This is a genomic window from Treponema sp. OMZ 798 (assembly GCF_024181385.1).
Classification (GTDB): Bacteria; Spirochaetota; Spirochaetia; order Treponematales; family Treponemataceae; genus Treponema_B.
In genome coordinates, this window is the sequence record NZ_CP051305.1 from 1,929,169 (window position 1) to 1,949,247 (window position 20,079).

Consider the following 20,079-nt stretch of genomic DNA (forward strand, 5'->3'; position numbering starts at 1 on the left):
TATAATGATGCATATAGTTAACAACCTTAACTATTTATATCTTTATGTGTCGCTGAACTTTATAAAATTCTAATATACCTTTTCGTTTTACTGCCCAAAAATTTTGTAGAGTCAGACTAGGAGGTTTTTATGGATACAATTACGATTGTAAACGGAACTGTGTGGGTTTTTGCTATCATATTGACATCTTTCGTCATAATTCAAGCAGCTATATTTTTAAAAAAAGCATTAAGCTTTAATAAAAAACATCAGCTGCTCACGAATGAAGAGGTAAAGATATCGATAAGAACCGGAATTTTTTCGATTATCGGACCCGGTTTTTCTGTAATGATAGCAACATTGACAATTATGGCCATGCTGGGATCAGGAGCAGCATTTATGCGCATTGGAGTTATCGGCTCTGCAAGTTATGAATTAATGTTAGCCGGAATTGCAGCAGATGTTTTGGGCATTGAACTTACAAGCGCTAATATAACGACCGGTGTTTTCATTTTAGTTCTCTATGCAATGATTCTCGGAAGTGCACCTTATTTTATCAACTGTTTTTTCAGCCTAAAACCAATGGAACGCTCTTTGATAAAAAATAAAAGTATTGAAGGAAGTTTTGCAAAAATAGTCGGTTTTATCGCATCGATAGCGCTTATAGGTTATTTTGCTATCGATAATGCACGCAAAGGAAAAGTCGAGGCCATTGTAATGCTTATAACAGGCGGAATAACTATCTTACTGTCGATGTATGCAGAAAAATCAAAGAAAAAATGGATTTATGAATGGATGCTGGCAATTGCTTTAGTTGCAGGACTAGGCAGTTCTATTATTTTAACAGAATTTATTTTTAAATAGGAGAAGATTTATGGAAAACACTAATGATTTAATGGTTACTGATTACGAAAACAAATTTATCATCGATATTCACAGATGGGGAAGGCTTTCAATGCTGATAGCCCTTATACTTTCATTCTTGCCCATAGGATATATGTATTTTATAAAAGGCTGGACTGAAAGTGCCTCAGCTTTTGCAAGTGTAACTATTGCAATATCATCATTCGGTATAGGAATGTGGTTGACTGAACCGATGAGCTATTTTCCCGTACTTGGCAGTGCAGGTACTTATATGAGTTACTTTGCAGGAAATGTTTCAAACATGAGGGTACCGGTAGCTCTTTCAATTCAAAATGCACTTAAAACAGATGTAACTGAACCTCGCGGTAATATAGCAACTATCATTGCAGTTGCAGCTTCCGTATTTGTAAATCTGTGTATTTTGCTGATTGTAGTTATTATAGGACAAAATCTTCTCGCTATTTTTCCGCAAGTAGTGCTTAAATCTTTTAAATATGTTTTACCTTCTTTATTTGGGTCGGTAATTGTAATGCGGTTTAGAGGGCAACCAAAAAGAGCCGTCAAATATTTTATTCCAACAGTTATTACATACTATCTGGTAAGATTGATACCCGGAATAGGAACTTTTAAATTAGCAATAGTTATCGCCGGAACTATCATATACGGCTACATATTTCACAAAATTGAGAAAAATAAAAAGGCGGAGTAAATGAACTATATCGATCTGCATTGCGACACTCTCATGATGACATGGAAAGAAGAAGAAGGAGAAACAGTTGTTTCCAATAAATCTTTTTCCGTAGATTTTGAAAGGTTAAAAAAATCAGGAGCCTTTGCACAGTTTTTTGCTATTTTTATGTTAACCGAATCTATATTTGATTTTTTAAAAAGACCCGTAATTTCAGATGACGAATACATTGAAAGTTTACTGTCTCAGATAAAAAGAGGTATAGAAAAAGTTGATTATGTAAAAATATGCAAATCTTATGATGAGCTTTTAAAAAATAAAAGTCAAAACATAATATCTGCATTTTTAACCCTTGAAGACGGAAGATCCGTAAACGGTAATTTAAAACGCCTTGATCATTTCTATGAAAAAGGTATTAGACTAATAACCTTAACATGGAATGACGAGAACTGCATAGGATTTCCCAATTCAAAAGATCCCGAAATCATGAATCGCGGTTTAAAACCCTTTGGAATTGATCTCATAGGGCGTATGAACGAATTGGGAGTCATAATTGATGTAAGTCATCTTTCTGATGGAGGTTTTTATGATGTAGCCAAACACTCAAAAAAACCTTTCACCGCATCCCATTCAAATTCGCGCATGTTAAGCCCCCATACAAGAAACATGACCGATGATATGATAAAGGTGTTGGCGAATAAGGGCGGAATCATGGGTCTCAATTTAGGACCGGAATTTTTAAATGAAGATATAACCTGTAAGGACAGTACAGTAAGCTTAATGGTTAAACATCTAAACCATCAAAAAAATGTAGGCGGAGTAGAAGTTCTCGCACTTGGTTCAGACTTTGACGGAGTTTTCGGCAATCTGGAAATAAACAGTTGCGATAAGTATTATCTTCTTTTTGATGCGCTAAAAAAAGACGGATGGACGGAAGATGAAATCGAAAAAATGGCATATAAAAATGCTGAAAGATTTTTAAAAGATGTTCTTAAATAGAGCTATACATTAAATTCATTTAAAAAAATTAAAAGCGTCCGTTTATTTTAAACGGACGCTTCTTTATTAAAAACATTTTATATTTTAAACATTTACTTTCTCAAGCTTCCAAATTTCATCGACGTAGTTTTGAATAGTCCTATCCGAACTGAACTTTCCGGATCTGGCTATGTTCAAGATACATTTTTTAGCCCAAGCATGGCGGTGATAATAATCGCTTATAATCTGTTCGTGGACTTTTTGATAGCTCTTAAAATCTGCAAGAATATAATAGGTATCGGGCCGCTGTCCTTCAACACCATGTATGAGAGAATCGTAAAGTCCTCTAAAGGTCTGCTCTCCCGGCAGGGTGTAGGTTCCGTCAATCAGCTGATTTACAGCCTTTTCAAGCTCTGGATTTGCGGCAAGATATTCTCTCGGATTATAGGTGTTTTCCTTATCCATCTTTAAAATCTCTTCAGCTTTAAGTCCGAAGATAAATTCGTTTTCGGCCCCGGCCTCTTCGACAATTTCGATATTAGCCCCGTCAAGAGTGCCAATTGTTAAGGCCCCGTTAATCATGAATTTCATATTGCCCGTACCGGAAGCTTCTTTTCCGGCAGTCGAAATTTGTTCCGAAATGTCGGCAGCAGGGAAGATCTTTTCTGCGGCGGAAACGCGGTAGTTTTCGACAAAGACAACCCTCAATTTACCTGCAACCCTGTGGTCATTGTTTATTCTGTCCGCAACCGTATTGATGAGCTTTATTATCTCCTTTGCACGCCTATAGGCTGCTGCAGCCTTTGCCCCGAAGATAAAGGTTCTCGGAATGGGATCATAGGAAGGGTCATTTATAATTCTGTTATAAAGGGTCATTATATGGAGAATGTTCAATAACTGCCTTTTATATTCGTGGAGGCGTTTAATTTGAACATCATAGATAGAATCCGGGTTGATAAAAATTCCCTGATTTTTTTCAAGGTATTCGGCAAGGCGTATCTTATTTTTATGTTTGACCTCAATAAAACCTTCCAAAAATTCCTCATTATCTATAAAGGCTTCAAGCTTTTTTAACTCTTCCAGATTAGTTATCCAGCCTGAACCTATGTACTTTGTTATAAACTCGGAAAGCAAGGGGTTGGCGGTCAAAAGCCAGCGCCTTTGAGTTACTCCATTGGTTTTATTGTTAAACTTGTGAGGATAGAGGTCATAAAAATCGGCGAGTTCCTTGTGCTTTAAAATCTCGGTGTGAAGAGCTGCAACTCCGTTTACCGAAAAAGCTCCTACTATAGCAAGACGTGCCATGTGAATTTTTCCGTCGGCCATGATTGCCATATTGTTATGCTTTTTCCAATCGCCGGGATATTTTTCGTAAAGCTTTGCTAAAAAGCGTCTGTTTATTTCTTCGACTATTTGATAAATTCGCGGCAAGAGCTTTTGAAAAACTTCTATCGGCCATTTTTCCAAGGCCTCAGCGAGAATAGTATGATTGGTATATGCAAAAACTCTCTTTGTAATATCCCAAGCGGCATCCCATTCAAGATGATAATCGTCCATCAAAATACGCATGAGCTCAGGGATTCCCACAACAGGATGGGTATCGTTTAGCTGGATTACTACATAGCCGGGGAGCTTGGTAAAGTCCGTTCCTTCTCTATGTATAAAGGAGCGTATAATATCCTGCAAGCTTGCGGAAGTAAAAAAGTACTGCTGCTTTAACCGCAGGTTCATTCCGGGCGGGCCTGAATCATTGGGATACAGAATACACGAGATGCTTTCGGCATCTATCTGTTTTTGAAAGGCACGGTTATACTCCATGCTGTTAAAAAGAGGAAGGTCAAAGCCGTCATCGGAAGAGGCCTCCCAAAGGCGCAAGGTGTTTACCGTCTTGGTGCCGTAACCGACAATCGGCATATCGTAGGGGGTTGCAATAATTTCTTCTGCTCCGTTTAGATCATAATAAAGCTTTCCGCTTTCGGAGGTTCGGGACGAAGGGGTGCCTCCAAAGTAAACCTTGACACTCAAATCGGAGCGGCGCACCTCCCAAGGGTCTCGGGCAAAGAGCCAGCGGTCGGGATATTCTACCTGATAGCCGTTTTCGATTCTTTGCTCAAACATTCCGTACTTATAGCGGATGCCGTAGCCGTGCCCGGGATAGTCAAGGGTTGCAAGGGAGTCCAAAAAGCAGGCAGCAAGCCTTCCCAAGCCTCCGTTTCCCAAACCGGCATCGGGCTCTTCATCTTCGATGATAGAAAGAGGCTCGGCTATTTCATCCGTAATTTCTTCGATGGTTTTTCGAATGCCCATATTGTTTATATTATTGATCAAGGCCCGCCCCATCAAAAACTCGGCCGAAAGGTAATACATCCTTCTTACCCCGGTTTTCTCTTGAGCATTCATGGTTTTAATCCAGTTGGATTGAACAAGTTCCATAACCGTACTGGCTACGGCATCATAAATCTCCCGGCGGGTAGCCTTATCAAGGCTCTTACTGAAATTCCTTTTTAAGCGTCTTATTACGGAATCCTTTACATCTTCTTTTGAAATAACCAAACTTCTTACCTCCTTTTATGTATCCATAGAAATCTCGAACCAATCTTCTTCATCAGAAATAAGCCATTCAAGCCCGCGCCTTCTTTCCATTAAAACTTCGGGATTCAAATCTTTTATTTCCGTTTTAGGCTTTAATCTTTTTTCTTCCGTTGCCCAGTGGTATCTATAATGAAGATCAAGCATGTCCAATATTTCTTCAATATCGCGCAGCTTACAAAGAGACTTAAATTCCCTTTTACTTTCTCTATCGCCCACTGTTGTTATGGCTTTTTGTACATCACAAATATCATTGGGATGGGAAATGTCTTCAACCAGCCCCAATGCCCATAAAAGCGCCCAGTAAGCTTCATAAGTCCACCCCACATCAACTGCATCCTGTTCGGTATAAGTACCGTCAAAAAGTCTTTTTTCTTTTTCCAATAAAAGATTTTGAACGCCGTATTTTTCTAAAAGAATAGAAAATAATTCTTTTGACTCTTCATAGTCTTGTTCATTACAAATATCTTCTGCCAGCTGAATAGACAAAAGAGAAGCTATAGCTCTTTCGCATATCTTATCTAAGGATTTTAATTTAACCTCTTTAGATGAGGGCAAGAGAGGCAAGGCTTCAAAACAAGCTATCCCCATACCCTTTATCTTTGCATTGGATTTTTCTCTACGCAGTTCGGGATCAATACACATAAAATAACCTCATTACATTTATTGTATGTCTTTTTTTTAATAAAATCAAGCCTTTTATTAATTGAGTACTTTACAGTTTTTTAACCACAAATCTTAGACAAGTATCAAAACCGATATTTTTATAGAAAAACTTTGCTTCCTCGTTGAGTTCCCAATGGCTTAATTCTATTTGTGAGGCACCTTCTTGAACAGCAATTTTTTCGATTTCTTCCATAAGGGCCTTACCGAGGCCTTTCCGCCTATATTCGGGATCTATGCCGATTTGATCGATATGTATTCCCCTATAAGCCTTCCTAACAGGATTTTCCTGATAATCCCGAATATAAAATAAGGCATAACCGGCATCCTTTCCATCACAAGAAACAATACAGCAAAACCAATTATCCTCTTGTAACTGCTTTTTTAAAAATTCTACCGTTGAATCATAAGAAAAGGGCTTAAAATACTCAGGATACAATCTATAATGAAGTTCATGTACATCCTTATTCATTAATGCAATCTTCTCGGCCTCTTTTGATAATCTAAAACTTAAATTCATAGTTTCATCCCTAACATATACTCCTCAAAACAGGGAGGAGTATCATCAAAATCCGGAGTCATCCAAATTTTACCTTTCAAAATCCCAAGTCTGCGTTTTGGCTTCTTATCCTTTAAATTATTTTTCTTACTCATTGCCGTATTTTTTAAACTATCTGCGATTATATAAAGAAGCTGAAGTTTCTGTTCATAAGGTATTTCTAAAACCTGTGTTTCTAACTGAGAATACTGTTCATAAGACATAAACATACCTCCACTAAATTATTATAACACAAATATAAATTTTTGTATCTAAATTTAACATATTTTAATAAGATCAAACCATTCCGCTTAATCGTTTTTCCATTCTTTCTATAGCCCTGATATGAATGCGGTCATGCCAAATAGTTCTTCGAATTACTTTTTTAACTGTCCAATCCTCACTCTCATTACGATAAAGTTTATTGCCATCTTTTAGATATTTTTCCTTTAGTTTTTCTATGAATTCTATGCGGTTGAGCCGGAGCTCATCATCTATATTCATTTCAGTACCGATTTGATTTAAATAGTAGTTTTGCACCTTAACAATATGACGATATTGATCATTAATTGTACAATACACATCACCGTAAAAAGTTTTCCGCTTCATCGTAATATCAATCAACGATTTTCTCTTCATTTTTTTATATATTTCCTCAGTTTTTTTTCCGGAAATTAGAACCTTATCACACCAAAAGATAAAATCTTCTTTTTTATCAAAATCAAGCAGCTCCGAATCGAATATAATATCGGAATCTGCATCTTGAATACATAAATCGGATTTTTTTATTTCTTCATTTATTTGCATATCGATATCGGTTTCAAGATTAAGCCATTCATTATATAAAGTTATTTCTTTACTGACTTTACCCCCAGCCTCTTCCAGTGTCTTCCCACGGATATAAGCTCCCGGCAAATCAATTACCCAGCCAAGAAAACCTAAGCCATTGGTTTCATAGATTATGTGCATCATAGCCTCCTTTTCCTAAACACGAGCTTATCTTAATTAATCATAGTTTTTCTATTTCATCAAGACTTAAACCGGTTGCTTTTACAATGGAATCTAAGCTAAGCCCCATTTCAAGTAAATTCTTTGCAGTTGCAAGCTTGTTTTGGTACACCCCTTTATTAATACCATACTCAACACCCTCTTGATAACCTACATGTTTCCATGAAGCTTTATCATGTTCATATTTCATTCGGTTTTCATAGAGCCATTTTTCTTTTGGATCTTGCAACATTACTTCTATAGTTTCATTAGCCTTTATCATCATCGGCGATTCCTGTGCCAGCATTTTTCTCACCTCCGGATTATTTGTCTTGATAAATCTTAGCCAGTTATACAGCTTCTTTTCATTTTCATTTTCTTCAGTGGTTTCATAATCTTCTTTTACTTTGGCTAAATTTAAAAAGTGGATTTCAAACTCATCAGAAAGCTTATCATTTAGGTGCTTTTCGACTACATTGTATTCACTGTGTAAAAGCGTATTTAAATCAAAGCCCTCACCCACTATGTTTATTGTAATACATTTGGGCAGTTTTGTATACACTTCACCTGTTTTTAAGTTTTCCGTGTACATTTTAGCCCAATAAAAAATAGTGCGCTGGACAAATTCGCTGTTCCACCTGTTCTGAATTTCGATGTCTATAATGGTGTTGTTATTCAGGCGTAATTTTACATCTAAAACACCTGTTTTATCGCCTATGGCATCCTTATGAAACTCTTTATCCAAGAGTTCCAAGCCTGCAATATCCTCCGAGGGAATATCTAAGATGCATTCCAATAAATCTTGTAGGACATCTTTGTTTTCATCCACTCCGAACACTCGCTTAAAAGCATAGTCATTGCGGAGAGTAATTTTAAACGGTTGCATCATATCAACCTCCATAAAAATGATTTAAAAAGGAGAAAAAAAATTCCTCTTTCATAATTATTATAGAGATTGTTTATATATAGATAGTAAGATTGTAAAAAAAAAGTTATACTTTTTTAAAATAAGTGAATTTTCAAAAGGATGAAGCCAAATCCTTTTGTTTCAATCTCAACTAAAGAGCTATCCAAATTCTATGGTAATTTGCGGGATTCCAAAGGGCAGCGAGCCCTTTGGCAGCGCGAGAAAGAGAGGGGGTTATAGGGGGAGTACACCCAACGAAGTTTCGAGGTGAAAACTCTGCTCTGAACGGGGTTGTCTCTCCCCCTAGATTTTAGATATCATCCAAAAAGTTTTCTTCTTCGATAAGTTCTTTTTCTTCGAGAGCTTGGGCAGCTTCGGCTTCAAGCCTTCGGCGCTCTAGGATTTCGTTCATCTGAACATCCAGATCGCTCTTGTTCTTATCGAAAAGTTTAATATCGCGGTACTGCTTCATACCTGTTCCGGCAGGGATTAGGTGACCGATAATTACGTTTTCCTTTAAGCCGCGAAGTTCATCGGATGAACCTGCGATAGCGGCATTTGTAAGAACCTTTGTGGTCTCTTGGAACGAAGCGGCCGAAATAAAGGAGTCAATATTTAAGGCAGCCTTTGTAATTCCTTGGAACATGGGACGGGCAACGGCAGGCTGACCGCCTTCTTCTTTAACCCTCTTATTTTCCTCATGGAAGCGGTACTTATCTATCTGCTGGTCAAAGATAAACTTGGTATCTCCAACCGAAACAATCTTTACCTTTCGGAGCATCTGACGGACGATTATACCCACGTGTTTATCGTTGATGGTAACGCCCTGAGCATCGTAAACTTCCTTGATTTCCTTCATCAAGTAGTTTTGAAGGGCATTTTCACCGAGAATATTTAAAATATCGTGCGGATCAAAGCTGCCGTCACACAAGGGTTCTCCGGCCTTTACAGTATCGCCGTCACGGACAAGCATCCGTTTTCCGATAGGAACAAGGTGCTTTACATCATGGCCGTACTCGTCGCGGACCATAATAGTTCTCTTACCCTTGAGCAAGCCCTTTTTAATGGTAACAACACCTGCAATTGCGGCAAGAACAGCAGGAGACTTAGGCCTTCGAGCTTCAAGGAGTTCTGAAACTCGCGGAAGACCTCCGGTAATATCCTTTGTCTTTACCGACTCTTTTGCTATCTTTGCAAGAATTGCACCGGCTTTAATCTCCTGACCTTCTTCAACCAAGAGCTGAGCACCTCCGGGAAGGAAATAAGAATCCTCACCTACAGTGTTACCTGATTCATCCGAAATAAAGATACGCGGCTGCATCTTATCGAAATGAGCATCGCTTATTCGCTTTTCGACAACGCCTGTTTCTTCGTCGGCTTCTTCCTTTAAGGTTGTACCGGGAAGAATGTCTTCAAAGCGGACAAAGCCGTCATATTCTGCCAAAATGGGGTCGGCAAAGGGGTCGAAGGTACCTACTGTTTCTCCGGCCTTTATAACATCATTTTCTTTTACTACAACCTCTGAGCCGTTTCTTATCTCTATTGTCTGTTCTTGACCAATCAAATAGATAATATTATCTCTGACTTCGGCAATAGCTATATTTTCGGAAAGCACTTCCTTTCCGTTTTTTAATGTATAAAGAGGATTTCCTTTTACAACCCTCATTCCTGTACTTACAAGCGGAGTTTCACCTTTTTTAAGAGCGTACTCGTTCAGTACCCTGCTGAAAGTAAACTCGCCCTTTCTTGTAAAGAGGAAATTTCCGTTTTTAAGAATTACATAGGAACCCTTTATGCCTCGAACGATGATAGAATAATCGTTAAATACTATTCTGTTCTCTTCAACGTTTTTAGAAGCCGTACCGCCCTCATGGAAGGTACGCATCGTAAGCTGGGTACCGGGCTGACCGATGGACTGGGCGGCGATGATACCTACAGCCTCCCCTATTCGGACAATTCGGTTTCGGGCCAAGTCTCTGCCGTAGCACTTAACGCAAACACCGTGCTTGGATTCACAAGTTAAAACGGTGCGGAGCTTAACGGTTTCAACACCGGCTTCTTCTATCTTTTTAGCAACCTCATCAGTAATGTACTCGTTTACATCGATGAGGAGCTCTCCCGTAATGGGATGGATAACCCTCTCCAAGGTGTATTTTCCTGCAATACGCTCGCTCAAGGATTCACGGATTTCGTCCCCGCGCTTGATTGCGGCATATTCGATTCCGTTAATGGTACCGCAGTCTTCTTCGTTTACGACTACGTTTTGAGCAATATCTACAAGACGCCTTGTCAAGTAACCTGCGTCTGAGGTTTTAAGAGCCGTATCGGTCAAACCTTTTCGGGCACCGTTGGTCGAAATAAAGAATTCCATAACGTTTAAGCCTTCTTTAAAGTTTGATCTAATCGGAAGCTCGATGATGTCGCCTGTAGGCTTGGACATAAGACCTCGCATACCTGCCAGCTGGTTTATCTGATCCTTATTACCTCGGGCACCTGATGTAGCCATCATGTGGATGGTATTAAAGCCGCCCTTGTCTTCTTGCAGGCGGTTCATAAGAATCTCTTTAAGGTTGGAGTTTGTCTTCTGCCAAACGTCAACTACACGGTTATAGCGTTCTTCTTGAGTAATATGGCCGCCCTTGTATTGGTTATAGATTTCCAAAACCTCTTTGTTGGCCTTTTCGAGCATTCCGGCCTTTTCAGGCGGAATAATCATGTCTTCCATACTCAAGGTTGCACCGAAATAGGTAGCATACTTATAGCCTACAGCCTTGAGCTTGTCCAAAAGCTGTACAGCCAGCCACGGGCCCTTATCCTTAAAGACATCTTCTATGAGTTTTCGTATTTTTTTATCGTTTAAAGCATCGTTTGTAAAGGGAACGCCTTCAGGCATTTCTTCATTAAATAGAATTCTTCCCGGTGTAGTTCTTACTTTTTCAATTTTGCCCGGTTCTGTTTCATAGTCGATTAAAACAGGTTCCTGCCAGCCTACGGCATGACCTTCTGCCGCCATCAAAACTTCTGCAACAGAAGAATACCGGCGCTCCTTTTTACCCTCAGGCAGAGCCCTTTCCTTTGTAAGATAGTAAAGACCTAAAACCATGTCCTGTGTCGGGAAAACTATTGTTTTTCCGTTTGCAGGGTCGAGGAGGTTCCGGGCTGAAAGCATAAGGGTCCAGCATTCCATCTGGGCTGCCTGTGTCAACGGAACGTGGATAGCCATCTGGTCGCCGTCAAAGTCGGCGTTAAAGGCCTTACATACAAGAGGATGAAGGCGGATAGCCTTTCCTTCTACCAAAACGGGTTCAAAGGCTTGAATACCCAAGCGGTGGAGGGTCGGAGCACGGTTTAAAAGAACGGGGTGCTCGCTTACAACCTCATCAAGAACTGCAAAAACCTCGGCAGCTTCCTGTTCTACAAGGAGTTTAGCCTTTTTTATATTCGAAACAACTTCCTTTTGAACGAGTTTTTTCATTATAAAGGGCTTAAATAGCTCCAAGGCCATCTTGGTGGGAAGACCGCACTGCCAGAGCTTAAGCTCGGGGCCTACAACAATTACGGATCGGCCTGAGTAGTCGACACGCTTACCTAAAAGGTTTTGGCGGAACCGGCCCTGTTTTCCCTTTAAAAGATCCGAAATGGACTTTAAGGGGCGGTTTGAAGCTCCCTTAATAGCCTTTTTGCGTTTTGAGTTATCGAACAAGGCATCAACGGCTTCTTGAAGCATCCTTTTTTCGTTTCTGATGATGATATCGGGAGCCTTTAATTCCATGAGCTTGCTCAAACGGCTGTTTCTGTGGATTACCCTTCGATATAAGTCGTTAAGGTCTGAGGTTGCAAAGCGTCCTCCGTCAAGCTGAACCATGGGGCGCAAATCGGGAGGAATAACCGGAATAACATCCAAAATCATCCATTCGGGTCTGTTGCCTGAGGCTCTGAAATTTTCGACTATTTCGATTCGGCGCAAAAGGCGCTGGTCGCTTTTTGCACCCTTTTCAATCATCTTAGCCCTCAATTGATCTGCAAGTTCATCCAAATTTATGTTTTGAAGGAGGGTCTTAATAGCTCCTGCACCCATACCGGCCGTAAAGGCGGCTCCGTAACGCTCGTGAGCATCCCTGTACTCATCCTCGGTTAAAAGCTGCATGGGTTCCAAGTCGGTATCGTTTGCATCGATAACGATGTATTTTTCGTAGTATAAAACCGACCTTAGGGCTGCCACCTGTAAGTTGAGGAGGAGTCCCATTCGGCTGGGAACGGATCTGTAATACCAAATGTGAGAAACGGGGGCAGCCAGTTCTATGTGACCCATACGTTCACGGCGGACCTTGAAGTGAGTAACCTCAACACCGCAGCGGTCGCAGATAACTCCCTTATAGCGGATTGACTTAAACTTTCCGCAAAAACATTCCCATTCCTTTGTGGTTCCGAATATTCTTTCGCAAAACAAACCGTCCCTCTCCGGACGCAAGGTTCGGTAATTGATTGTTTCAGGCTTTTTTACTTCTCCATAGGACCATGCCCTGATAGTGTCGGGTGAAGCAAGCCTTATCATCAAGCTATCAAAATCCTGTATATCTCTCATAATCTCTCCCTCTCCTTACTTCCGTTAAAAGTTAGTACTTGTTTTTTCGCGTTTGATTAGCTCTTCATCCCTTTCGGTCAAAGGAATCTGCTGACCCTTTGCATCATAGATTGTAAAGTCGAGAGCTAAACCTCTTAATTCCTGGACCAATACGTTAAAGGATTCGGGGATTCCTGCGGAGCTTGAAGGCTCGCCCTTAACGATGGATTCGTATATCTTGGATCGTCCGTGCATATCGTCGGACTTGATTGTAATAAGTTCCTGCAAGGTATTGGCAGCACCATAGGCTTCGAGGGCCCAAACTTCCATTTCTCCCAAGCGCTGACCGCCGAATTGGGCCTTTCCGCCCAAGGGCTGCTGGGTAACGAGAGAATAAGGACCGGTAGAGCGGGCATGCATCTTGTCGTCGACAAGGTGGGCCAGCTTTAAGAAGTAGATAACGCCGACAAAAACCTCGTTTTCAAAGAGGCGGCCTGTTAAACCGTCGCGGAGTTTTACCTTGGAGCTCGCCGGATAGCCGGCTTCTTTAAGTTTGGCTTCAATCTGCTCCATGCTGGGTGACTCAAAAACGGGAGACTCGTACCATTCGTCGAGTTTTAAACCGGCCAAGCCAAGTTCGGATTCAAGAATCTGGCCGATATTCATTCGTGAGGGAACACCGAGCGGGTTTAGACAGATATCGAGCGGAGTTCCATCTTCCATGTATGGCATATCTTCTTCGGGGAGAATTCTGGCTACAAGGCCCTTGTTTCCGTGGCGGCCTGCCATCTTGTCTCCCTCGCGGAGTTTTCGTTTTGTGGCGATTAAGACCTTTACAACCTCATCTACGCCGGGACTCAAGTCGTCCCCCTGATTCCTCTTTAAGCGCTGAACATCTATAACCGTACCCTCGGTTCCGTGGGGAACGCGCAATGAGGTATCCCTAACTTCCTTAGCCTTTTCACCGAAAATAGAGTTAAGGAGCTTAAACTCAGGAGTCGTATCGCTTTCGCTTTTCGGAGTAACCTTACCGACAAGGATGTCGCCGGGCTTTACCTTAGAGCCTATGCGGATAATACCTTCGCTGTCAAGGTCGTCCAAGCTCTTTTCGGACTTGTTCGGAATGTCGCAGGTCATCTTTTCGGCACCGAGTTTTGTTTCGCGGACATCGGTTGAAAGCTCTTTTATATGGATAGAAGTAAACATATCTTCCTTTACGACCCTGCGTGAAATTAAGATAGCGTCTTCATAGTTATAACCGTTCCAAGGTACGAAACCTACAAGAATGTTGCGTCCTAGGGCCAATTCTCCGCTATAGGTTGCAGGTCCGTCTGCGATGGGCTGACCTTCTTTAACCGTGTCTCCTACATTGACGATGGGCCTTTGATGGTAGCAGGTCTCCTGGTTTGTTCTTTGATATTTTAATAAGGTGTATTCGTCCTTATCTTCCTTATTTTTTCCCCTTTCGGGGGCTATGATAATCGTATCGGAAGAAACATACTCAACCTTTCCCGGCCTCTTTGCCTTTATTAAAACGCCCGAATCATAGGCGCACTTTTTTTCCATACCTGTTCCGACACGCGGAGGCTCGGGGAAAACAAGGGGAACAGCCTGACGCTGCATGTTGGAGCCCATGAGGGCACGGTTAGCATCGTCGTGCTCAAGGAAGGGGATTAGAGAAGCCGAAACGGATATAATCTGTTTGGGCGAAACGTCCATGTATTGAATATCTTTAGGGCTTATTGAAGTATAGTCGCCAAGTCTTCGGCACGAAACCTGATCAGTATTAATCTTTCCGTCCTTTCCGATAGCGGAAGAAACCTGACCGATAAAGTATTTGTCTTCATCCATTGCAGACAAGTACTCAATTTCGCGGGTAGCAACCCCGTTTACAACCTTTACATAGGGGGCCTCCAAAAAGCCGTATTCGTTTACTCTTGCATAGTTTGCCATAGAAACGATTAGACCGATATTCGGGCCTTCAGGGGTTTCAATCGGACACATTCTTCCATAGTGAGTATAGTGAACTTCTCGGACCTCGAAACCGGCTCTGTCGCGTGAAAGACCGCCGGGACCTAAGGCGTTAAGACGGCGTTTATGAGTAAGCTCGGCCAAAGGGTTTACCTGATCCATGAACTGGGATAACTGGCTTGCACCGAAGAATTCTTTTATAGCTGCAACGATGGGCTTAATCGAAATTAAGTCCTGAGGCTTAATGGTATCCATCTCCTTGGAACTCATCCTGTCGCGGGCAATGCGTTCCATTCTGGAGAAGGCTTTTTTTAGAACATCGGTCATAATTTCGCCGACCGAGCGAATTCGCCTGTTGCCTAGATGGTCGATATCGTCAATACTCTCTTCACCTATGTAAACCTTTATCAAAAATTTCATGGTCTTAAATATATCTTCTTCGATTAAGGTTGTACCTTTCACATCATCAGAGTAGTCGAATTTTTTATTTAACTTATATCGGCCGACCTTGCCTATATCGTACCTGCGTGCAGTAAAGAACATATTGTGAAGATCTTCTTTTGCATTTTCGTAAGTAATGGGGTCTCCGGGACGGATAACGCTGTAGACTGCATTTAGGGCATCTTCAACAGTAGGCTCATCATTTACTGCAGGATCGGGAGTGTACTTAATTTCTTCCCTTTCAAAGCAGTTGATGATAATCTGAGAGTCTAAGGACTCCTTTGCCTTAAAGTCTATTATAGTAATCTTTTTAACGTCATTTTGAATTAAATCGTCTATGTTGTGGGGATGAATTTTTTCTCCGGCCTGATGCATTTTACGTTTTTCGCCGTCTTCACCCTTTACAAAAACATCCCTTGCCAGTACCTGACCGATCAATTCTTCGTACTCAGTCCTGTCTGAAGATATTTTTGCAGTTTTAGTTTTATAGAAAAGGTCGATAATTTTTTCCCGCGTATCATACCCGAGAGCTCGTAAAAAAATCGTACCTAAAATTCGCTTTTTGCTGTCAAGCTTTGCATAAATAAGCTCTTTTTTCTGATCTATTTCAAATTCAAGCCATGTTCCGCGGTAGGGAATAATGCGGCTTGAGTAAACTCCCTTTTCATGCGAAAAGATAACACCCGGCGAGCGGTGAATCTGAGAAACTACAACCCGTTCCGCTCCGTTTATAATAAAGGTTCCTCTTTCCGTCATCAAAGGAATATCGCCCATGTAGATATTTTTGCGGCGTATTTCTTTGGTTTCTTTGAAGAACAAGTCTATTTCGGCTTTTAGGGGAACAGAATAAGTAAGCCCCTTTTGTTTGCATTCAATTTCGGAAAATTTAATACTATCGTAATCGAGAGAATAGGATAGATATTGCAAAGCCATGTCTTCATTTATACTTTCGATAGGAAAAGTTGTATGGAATACCGATTCTAAGCCCTCAATCTCGGTCTCATCTGTCTTTTTTTCTTTGTTTAAAAATTTATTGTAAGATTGAATCTGAATATCGATGAGGTTTGGAAGCTCCATAAAATTCGGAACATCCTTACCGTAATACCTTCGATCTATTTTTTGGCCTCTTGCAAACATCCCTTACCTCCCAAGTTTATATTTAATCACAAAAAGACTTCCTGAAATTTCATACAGGAAGTCTTAGAGAAAATTCATTGTTTATGCTGCGGTGTTCTTTTTTGAAAAAAACACTGCAATGTCCGGCATAAAGCCGGTATTTTGCTTATTAAGCAATTTCAACTTCACCGCCGGCTGCTGTAATAGCTTCCTTAATTTTAGCTGCTTCTTCTTTAGAAACATCTTCTTTAAGGACTTTCGGAGCTCCTTCAACAAGCTCTTTAGCTTCTTTCAAGCCGAGACCGGGAATAACGTTTCGAACTTCCTTAATAACACCGATCTTTTTACCGGGATCAGCAAGGCCTTTAAGAGTAACAGTAAATTCTGTTTTCTCTTCTTCAGCGGCTGCACCTCCGGCAGCTCCGCCTGCAACTACTGCAACGGGAGCAGCGGCTGTTACACCGAATTTTTCTTCCATAGCTTTGATAAGCTCAGAAAGTTCGAGAATCGTTTTTTCGCCGATTGCTTCAATAATTTGTTCGTTTGTTAATGCTGCCATATTATCTTCTCCTTAAAATTTAGATTTTTGTGCTTTTAGCACATTAAGCAGACAGGGGGTCAGCTTTTGAAGCCTGACTGCTTAAAATATAAGCGTAAAACAGCTTATTTATAGGTTTAAGCCTCAGGAGCTGCATCAGGAGCAGTCTCGGCGGGCTTTTCTGCCTCTTCCTTAGCGGGTTCAGCTTGAGCTTCAGCCGCAGGTTTAGTATCTCCCTTATCCACAATCGCCTGTAAGGTACGTACAAACTTGGAAGTTGTAGCATTGACTGTAGACATAAACATTGCAATAAGATCCTTTTTGCCGGGAAGTTTTGAGAATGCCTCGATTTGTTTAGCATCGTAAACTTCTCCGTCAACTACAGCACCCTTAATTACAAGGGCGGGAGCATCTTTTGCATATTCAAACAAGGTTTTTGCAGCCATATTTGCATCTTCTGCAACCATAGCCAAGGCTGTAGGTCCAGTTAACCAAGAATCTACATCCTTAATGTTTGCATCTTCAAATGCAATGCGTGCAAAGTTATTGCGTACAACCTTGTATGAGCAAGCATTTTCTCTGAGCTTTTTGCGGAGTTCAGTGATTTGCTCAACCTTTAAGCCTCTGTACTCGGTAAAAATAAAAGAGGAGGAGGCCTTTACATCGTTTTTGATGCTTTCAATCGCTTCTGTTTTTTGGCGATTCGGATTTTTTGTTCTTAATGCCATTTTTACTCTCCTACCTTATAATCAACCCAAACACCGGGGCCCATTGTCGAACTAATAGATACGGATCTGATATAGTCGCCCTTTGCATCAGCAGGCTTTTTTCTCATCGTTTCGTTAATAAGAGCCTGTACGTTTTCTGCAATCTTGGCAGAATCCATAGATACCTTTCCGACAGGGAGATGAACAACTCCGCCCTTATCGGCACGGAATTCTACACGGCCTTTTTTAAGCTCATTGATAGCGCTTGCAATATCCGTGGTAACTGTTCCTGTCTTGGGGTTAGGCATTAAGCCTCTGCGGCCGAGCACCATACCTAAGCGTCCTACATCCTTCATCATATCGGGGGTAGCAACTGCAATATCGAAATCGAGCCAGCCGCCCTTTACCTTTTCAATGTATTCCGTAGAACCGGCATAAGCTGCTCCTGCCTCAAGAGCTTCTTTTACTCTGTCATCCGTACAAAAAACCAAAACCTTTTTTTCGCCCTTAAACTGATGAGGGAGAACAAGGGTATCTCTAACGCTCTGTCCCTTACCAAGGGTCAAACTTACATGAACTTCAACCGTTTCATCGAATTTGGCATATTTAAGCTCTTTGACAATATCAACAGCCTTGGGAAGCTCGTAGGATGCTGCAGAATCATACTTTGCAAGTGCATTTTTGTAATTTTTTCCGTGTTTCATACTAGCGCTCCACCTCTACACCCATACTTCGTGCAGTTCCTGCAATAATTTTCTTTGCAGCTTCAATGTCGTTTGCATTGATATCGGGCATCTTTGTTTTTGCGATTTCTTCCAATGCGGCCTTTGAAAGTTTTCCAACTTTTGCAGTAACCGATGCGGCAGAACCTTTTTCAATCTTGCAGGCTTTTTTGATTAAAACCGATGCGGGCGGTGTTTTAAGGATAAAAGTAAAACTCTTATCGGCATAAACCGTGATAACAACGGGAACAACCAAACCGGGCTCCATAGATTTTGTACGGTCATTGAACTGCTGTACAAACTGGGGTGCACTTACACCGTGCGGACCTAGAGCCGGGCCTACAGGCGGCGCAGGAGTTGCTTTTCCTGCGGGACACTGAAGTTTAATCTGTGTCACAACCTTTTTCTTTGCCATCTTCTCTCCTTCCGGTACAAACGGAGGTCTCCCTCCTCCCGTAATATACAATTAAAGCGCAGATACCGAAGCACTGCACCTTGTTTAAAATTTAAATGATTTCGGCTTGAGACATTTCGACTTCAACCGGTGTAGTACGGCCGAAAATCGCTACCATAACTCTTAACTTGTTTTTATCTGCCATAACCTCATCGATGACGCCGGTAAACGAGGCAAAAGCACCTTCGATGATTTTGACATGCTGTCCTTCACTGAAATTTTGAATAACGCGGATATTCTTGTCGCCTTTAATTTCTCCGGTTTTTTGCAAGATTTCCTTTGCTTCTTCGGAAGAAATAGGCTGCGGTTTTTCATTTCCTGCCGTGCCCAAGAAACCTGTAACACCTTGAATTTTGCGGATTTCGGAGCAAACACTTTTCCAGCCGATATCGGGAAGATTCATTTCTACAAGCATGTAACCGGGAAGAAACTTTCGCTTAACGTTGCGTTTTTTTCCGCCCTTATTTTCAATTACAAGCTCTTCAGGTATTTTTATATCGGTAACAAAGTCTGCAGAAATAATTCCTTTTTCTATAAGAGTACGTATTGTTCTTTCAATCTTATTCTCATAACCTGAATAGGTATGAAGAATGTACCAAGCCTTAGCCATTACTTAAAATATCCAACCCACACAAGCTATAAAGAAGGCATCGAGGCCTCCGAGAAAAACAGCTACAATAAGGGTAGAAATCAACACTACTTTTACCGAAGATCCTACTTCAGAAGCTGTAGGCCAGACAACTTTTCTAAGCTCTCCTATACATTCTTTCCAAAAAGTTCCAATTTTAGCCATAAAAACCTCGTTTTTTAAAATTACAGGCCAGGAAGGACTCGAACCCTCAACATTCGGTTTTGGAGACCGACGCTCTACCATTGGAGCTACTGACCTAATTGAATCTAAGCCCGCTGCCTTAAATCGTCACGGACTTATTCGACTACTTTATCTTTGTTTCCTTATGCAATGTATGCTTGCGATCAAAAGAACAATACTTCATCAATTCAAGTTTACCTTGAATATTTTTTCTGTTCTTAGATGTAGTATAATTCTTTCTTTTGCATTCGCTGCATTGAAGAGCTATGAGCTCCACAGCTGTTTTCTTAGCCATTACTTTACCCTCCGCAAAATTCTAGGTCATCGTTTCCGAAAAGCTCCCGAGCAGAATTGAACTGCTGACCCCAACCTTACCATGGTTGTGCTCTGCCGACTGAGCTACAGGAGCAAAATACCCATAAAACAGGTTCAGGCATTTTATCAAATAGAGTATTTTTTGTCAATAGCTTGATGAGGAATATATAGTAAAATATAAATAAAGAAGTTAAATTTTAAGGGTTAAACAAACAAAAAGGTGCAGTCAAATTCTTTTAAAGATTTT

The 20,079-nt window shown here is 41.0% G+C and carries 18 protein-coding genes and 2 tRNA genes; 3 read left to right on the forward strand and 17 right to left on the reverse strand.

The window, feature by feature from the left end; translation table 11 throughout:
• The first annotated feature begins 129 nt into the window (after positions 1–129).
• Genes E4O07_RS08965 through E4O07_RS08975 form a run of 3 tightly spaced genes read left to right on the forward strand, consistent with a single transcriptional unit; the run spans position 130 to position 2,530 of the window.
• Entirely contained in the window at positions 130–843 is a 714-nt protein-coding gene (locus E4O07_RS08965; protein WP_253685107.1) for a DUF5058 family protein, read from the forward strand.
• 10 nt (positions 844–853) lie between these two features.
• On the forward strand, positions 854–1,552 hold the full coding sequence (locus tag E4O07_RS08970; RefSeq protein WP_253685108.1) for a hypothetical protein: 699 nt from the start codon (positions 854–856) through the stop codon (positions 1,550–1,552).
• A complete protein-coding gene (locus tag E4O07_RS08975; protein WP_253685109.1) occupies positions 1,553–2,530 on the forward strand; it encodes a dipeptidase in 978 nt (325 codons plus the stop codon).
• An 84-nt stretch (positions 2,531–2,614) separates the two neighbouring features.
• On the opposite strand, the gene E4O07_RS08980 is transcribed toward E4O07_RS08975, so the two are convergent.
• The 17 genes from E4O07_RS08980 to E4O07_RS09060 form a co-directional block, all read right to left on the reverse strand.
• Positions 2,615–5,062, reverse strand: coding sequence for a glycogen/starch/alpha-glucan phosphorylase (locus E4O07_RS08980; RefSeq protein ID WP_253685110.1), 2,448 nt, complete (start codon positions 5,060–5,062; stop codon positions 2,615–2,617).
• 15 nt (positions 5,063–5,077) lie between these two features.
• Positions 5,078–5,743: a DUF4272 domain-containing protein gene (locus E4O07_RS08985; protein ID WP_253685111.1), complete on the reverse strand. Its 666-nt coding sequence runs from the start codon at positions 5,741–5,743 to the stop codon at positions 5,078–5,080.
• 70 nt (positions 5,744–5,813) lie between these two features.
• Entirely contained in the window at positions 5,814–6,281 is a 468-nt protein-coding gene (locus E4O07_RS08990; protein WP_253685112.1) for a GNAT family N-acetyltransferase, read from the reverse strand.
• Positions 6,278–6,523 (reverse strand): DUF2281 domain-containing protein, encoded by a 246-nt coding sequence (locus tag E4O07_RS08995; RefSeq protein WP_253685113.1) that lies wholly within the window; start codon positions 6,521–6,523, stop codon positions 6,278–6,280. Before E4O07_RS08995 ends, E4O07_RS08990 begins: the two co-directional genes overlap by 4 nt.
• Before the next feature lie 73 nt (positions 6,524–6,596).
• Positions 6,597–7,268 (reverse strand): type II toxin-antitoxin system HicB family antitoxin, encoded by a 672-nt coding sequence (locus E4O07_RS09000; RefSeq protein ID WP_371921973.1) that lies wholly within the window; start codon positions 7,266–7,268, stop codon positions 6,597–6,599.
• 40 nt (positions 7,269–7,308) lie between these two features.
• On the reverse strand, positions 7,309–8,175 hold the full coding sequence (locus E4O07_RS09005; protein ID WP_253685115.1) for an Rpn family recombination-promoting nuclease/putative transposase: 867 nt from the start codon (positions 8,173–8,175) through the stop codon (positions 7,309–7,311).
• A 328-nt stretch (positions 8,176–8,503) separates the two neighbouring features.
• Entirely contained in the window at positions 8,504–12,778 is a 4,275-nt protein-coding gene (gene rpoC, locus E4O07_RS09010) for a DNA-directed RNA polymerase subunit beta' (RefSeq protein ID WP_253685116.1), read from the reverse strand.
• A gap of 24 nt (positions 12,779–12,802) precedes the next feature.
• Entirely contained in the window at positions 12,803–16,306 is a 3,504-nt protein-coding gene (rpoB, locus tag E4O07_RS09015; RefSeq protein ID WP_253685117.1) for a DNA-directed RNA polymerase subunit beta, read from the reverse strand.
• 148 nt (positions 16,307–16,454) lie between these two features.
• Positions 16,455–16,844: a 50S ribosomal protein L7/L12 gene (gene rplL / locus E4O07_RS09020; RefSeq protein WP_253677093.1), complete on the reverse strand. Its 390-nt coding sequence runs from the start codon at positions 16,842–16,844 to the stop codon at positions 16,455–16,457.
• A gap of 116 nt (positions 16,845–16,960) precedes the next feature.
• The gene (gene rplJ / locus E4O07_RS09025; RefSeq protein ID WP_253685118.1) at positions 16,961–17,551 is read right to left on the reverse strand and encodes a 50S ribosomal protein L10; all 591 of its coding nucleotides are present in this window, start codon (positions 17,549–17,551) and stop codon (positions 16,961–16,963) included.
• A gap of 2 nt (positions 17,552–17,553) precedes the next feature.
• A complete protein-coding gene (gene rplA, locus E4O07_RS09030; RefSeq protein WP_253685119.1) occupies positions 17,554–18,234 on the reverse strand; it encodes a 50S ribosomal protein L1 in 681 nt (226 codons plus the stop codon).
• Between the two features lies 1 nt (position 18,235).
• A complete protein-coding gene (gene rplK, locus E4O07_RS09035) occupies positions 18,236–18,667 on the reverse strand; it encodes a 50S ribosomal protein L11 (protein WP_253677095.1) in 432 nt (143 codons plus the stop codon).
• Positions 18,668–18,758: 91 nt separating this feature from the next.
• Positions 18,759–19,316, reverse strand: a complete 558-nt coding sequence (gene nusG, locus E4O07_RS09040) for a transcription termination/antitermination protein NusG (protein WP_253685120.1) — start codon at positions 19,314–19,316, stop codon at positions 18,759–18,761.
• Between the two features lie 3 nt (positions 19,317–19,319).
• Positions 19,320–19,499 (reverse strand): preprotein translocase subunit SecE, encoded by a 180-nt coding sequence (secE, locus tag E4O07_RS09045; protein WP_002667596.1) that lies wholly within the window; start codon positions 19,497–19,499, stop codon positions 19,320–19,322.
• 23 nt (positions 19,500–19,522) lie between these two features.
• Positions 19,523–19,595, reverse strand: a tRNA-Trp gene (locus E4O07_RS09050).
• A gap of 46 nt (positions 19,596–19,641) precedes the next feature.
• Complete coding sequence (gene rpmG, locus E4O07_RS09055; RefSeq protein ID WP_044977405.1) at positions 19,642–19,812, reverse strand: 50S ribosomal protein L33; 171 nt, start codon at positions 19,810–19,812, stop codon at positions 19,642–19,644.
• 41 nt (positions 19,813–19,853) lie between these two features.
• Positions 19,854–19,926: transfer RNA gene (locus E4O07_RS09060), tRNA-Thr, on the reverse strand.
• Positions 19,927–20,079: the final 153 nt, after the last annotated feature.

Coding starts and splice junctions, on each gene's coding strand:
- E4O07_RS08965 (WP_253685107.1), top strand. CDS start 130: ATGGATACAATTACGATTGTAAACGGAACTGTGTGGGTTTTTGCTATC.
- E4O07_RS08970 (WP_253685108.1), top strand. CDS start 854: ATGGAAAACACTAATGATTTAATGGTTACTGATTACGAAAACAAATTT.
- E4O07_RS08975 (WP_253685109.1), top strand. CDS start 1,553: ATGAACTATATCGATCTGCATTGCGACACTCTCATGATGACATGGAAA.
- E4O07_RS08985 (WP_253685111.1), bottom strand. CDS start 5,743: ATGTGTATTGATCCCGAACTGCGTAGAGAAAAATCCAATGCAAAGATA.
- E4O07_RS08990 (WP_253685112.1), bottom strand. CDS start 6,281: ATGAATTTAAGTTTTAGATTATCAAAAGAGGCCGAGAAGATTGCATTA.
- E4O07_RS08995 (WP_253685113.1), bottom strand. CDS start 6,523: ATGTCTTATGAACAGTATTCTCAGTTAGAAACACAGGTTTTAGAAATA.
- E4O07_RS09000 (WP_371921973.1), bottom strand. CDS start 7,268: ATGCACATAATCTATGAAACCAATGGCTTAGGTTTTCTTGGCTGGGTA.
- E4O07_RS09005 (WP_253685115.1), bottom strand. CDS start 8,175: ATGATGCAACCGTTTAAAATTACTCTCCGCAATGACTATGCTTTTAAG.
- rpoC (WP_253685116.1), bottom strand. CDS start 12,778: ATGAGAGATATACAGGATTTTGATAGCTTGATGATAAGGCTTGCTTCA.
- rpoB (WP_253685117.1), bottom strand. CDS start 16,306: ATGTTTGCAAGAGGCCAAAAAATAGATCGAAGGTATTACGGTAAGGAT.
- rplL (WP_253677093.1), bottom strand. CDS start 16,844: ATGGCAGCATTAACAAACGAACAAATTATTGAAGCAATCGGCGAAAAA.
- rplJ (WP_253685118.1), bottom strand. CDS start 17,551: ATGGCATTAAGAACAAAAAATCCGAATCGCCAAAAAACAGAAGCGATT.
- rplA (WP_253685119.1), bottom strand. CDS start 18,234: ATGAAACACGGAAAAAATTACAAAAATGCACTTGCAAAGTATGATTCT.
- rplK (WP_253677095.1), bottom strand. CDS start 18,667: ATGGCAAAGAAAAAGGTTGTGACACAGATTAAACTTCAGTGTCCCGCA.
- nusG (WP_253685120.1), bottom strand. CDS start 19,316: ATGGCTAAGGCTTGGTACATTCTTCATACCTATTCAGGTTATGAGAAT.
- secE (WP_002667596.1), bottom strand. CDS start 19,499: ATGGCTAAAATTGGAACTTTTTGGAAAGAATGTATAGGAGAGCTTAGA.
- rpmG (WP_044977405.1), bottom strand. CDS start 19,812: ATGGCTAAGAAAACAGCTGTGGAGCTCATAGCTCTTCAATGCAGCGAA.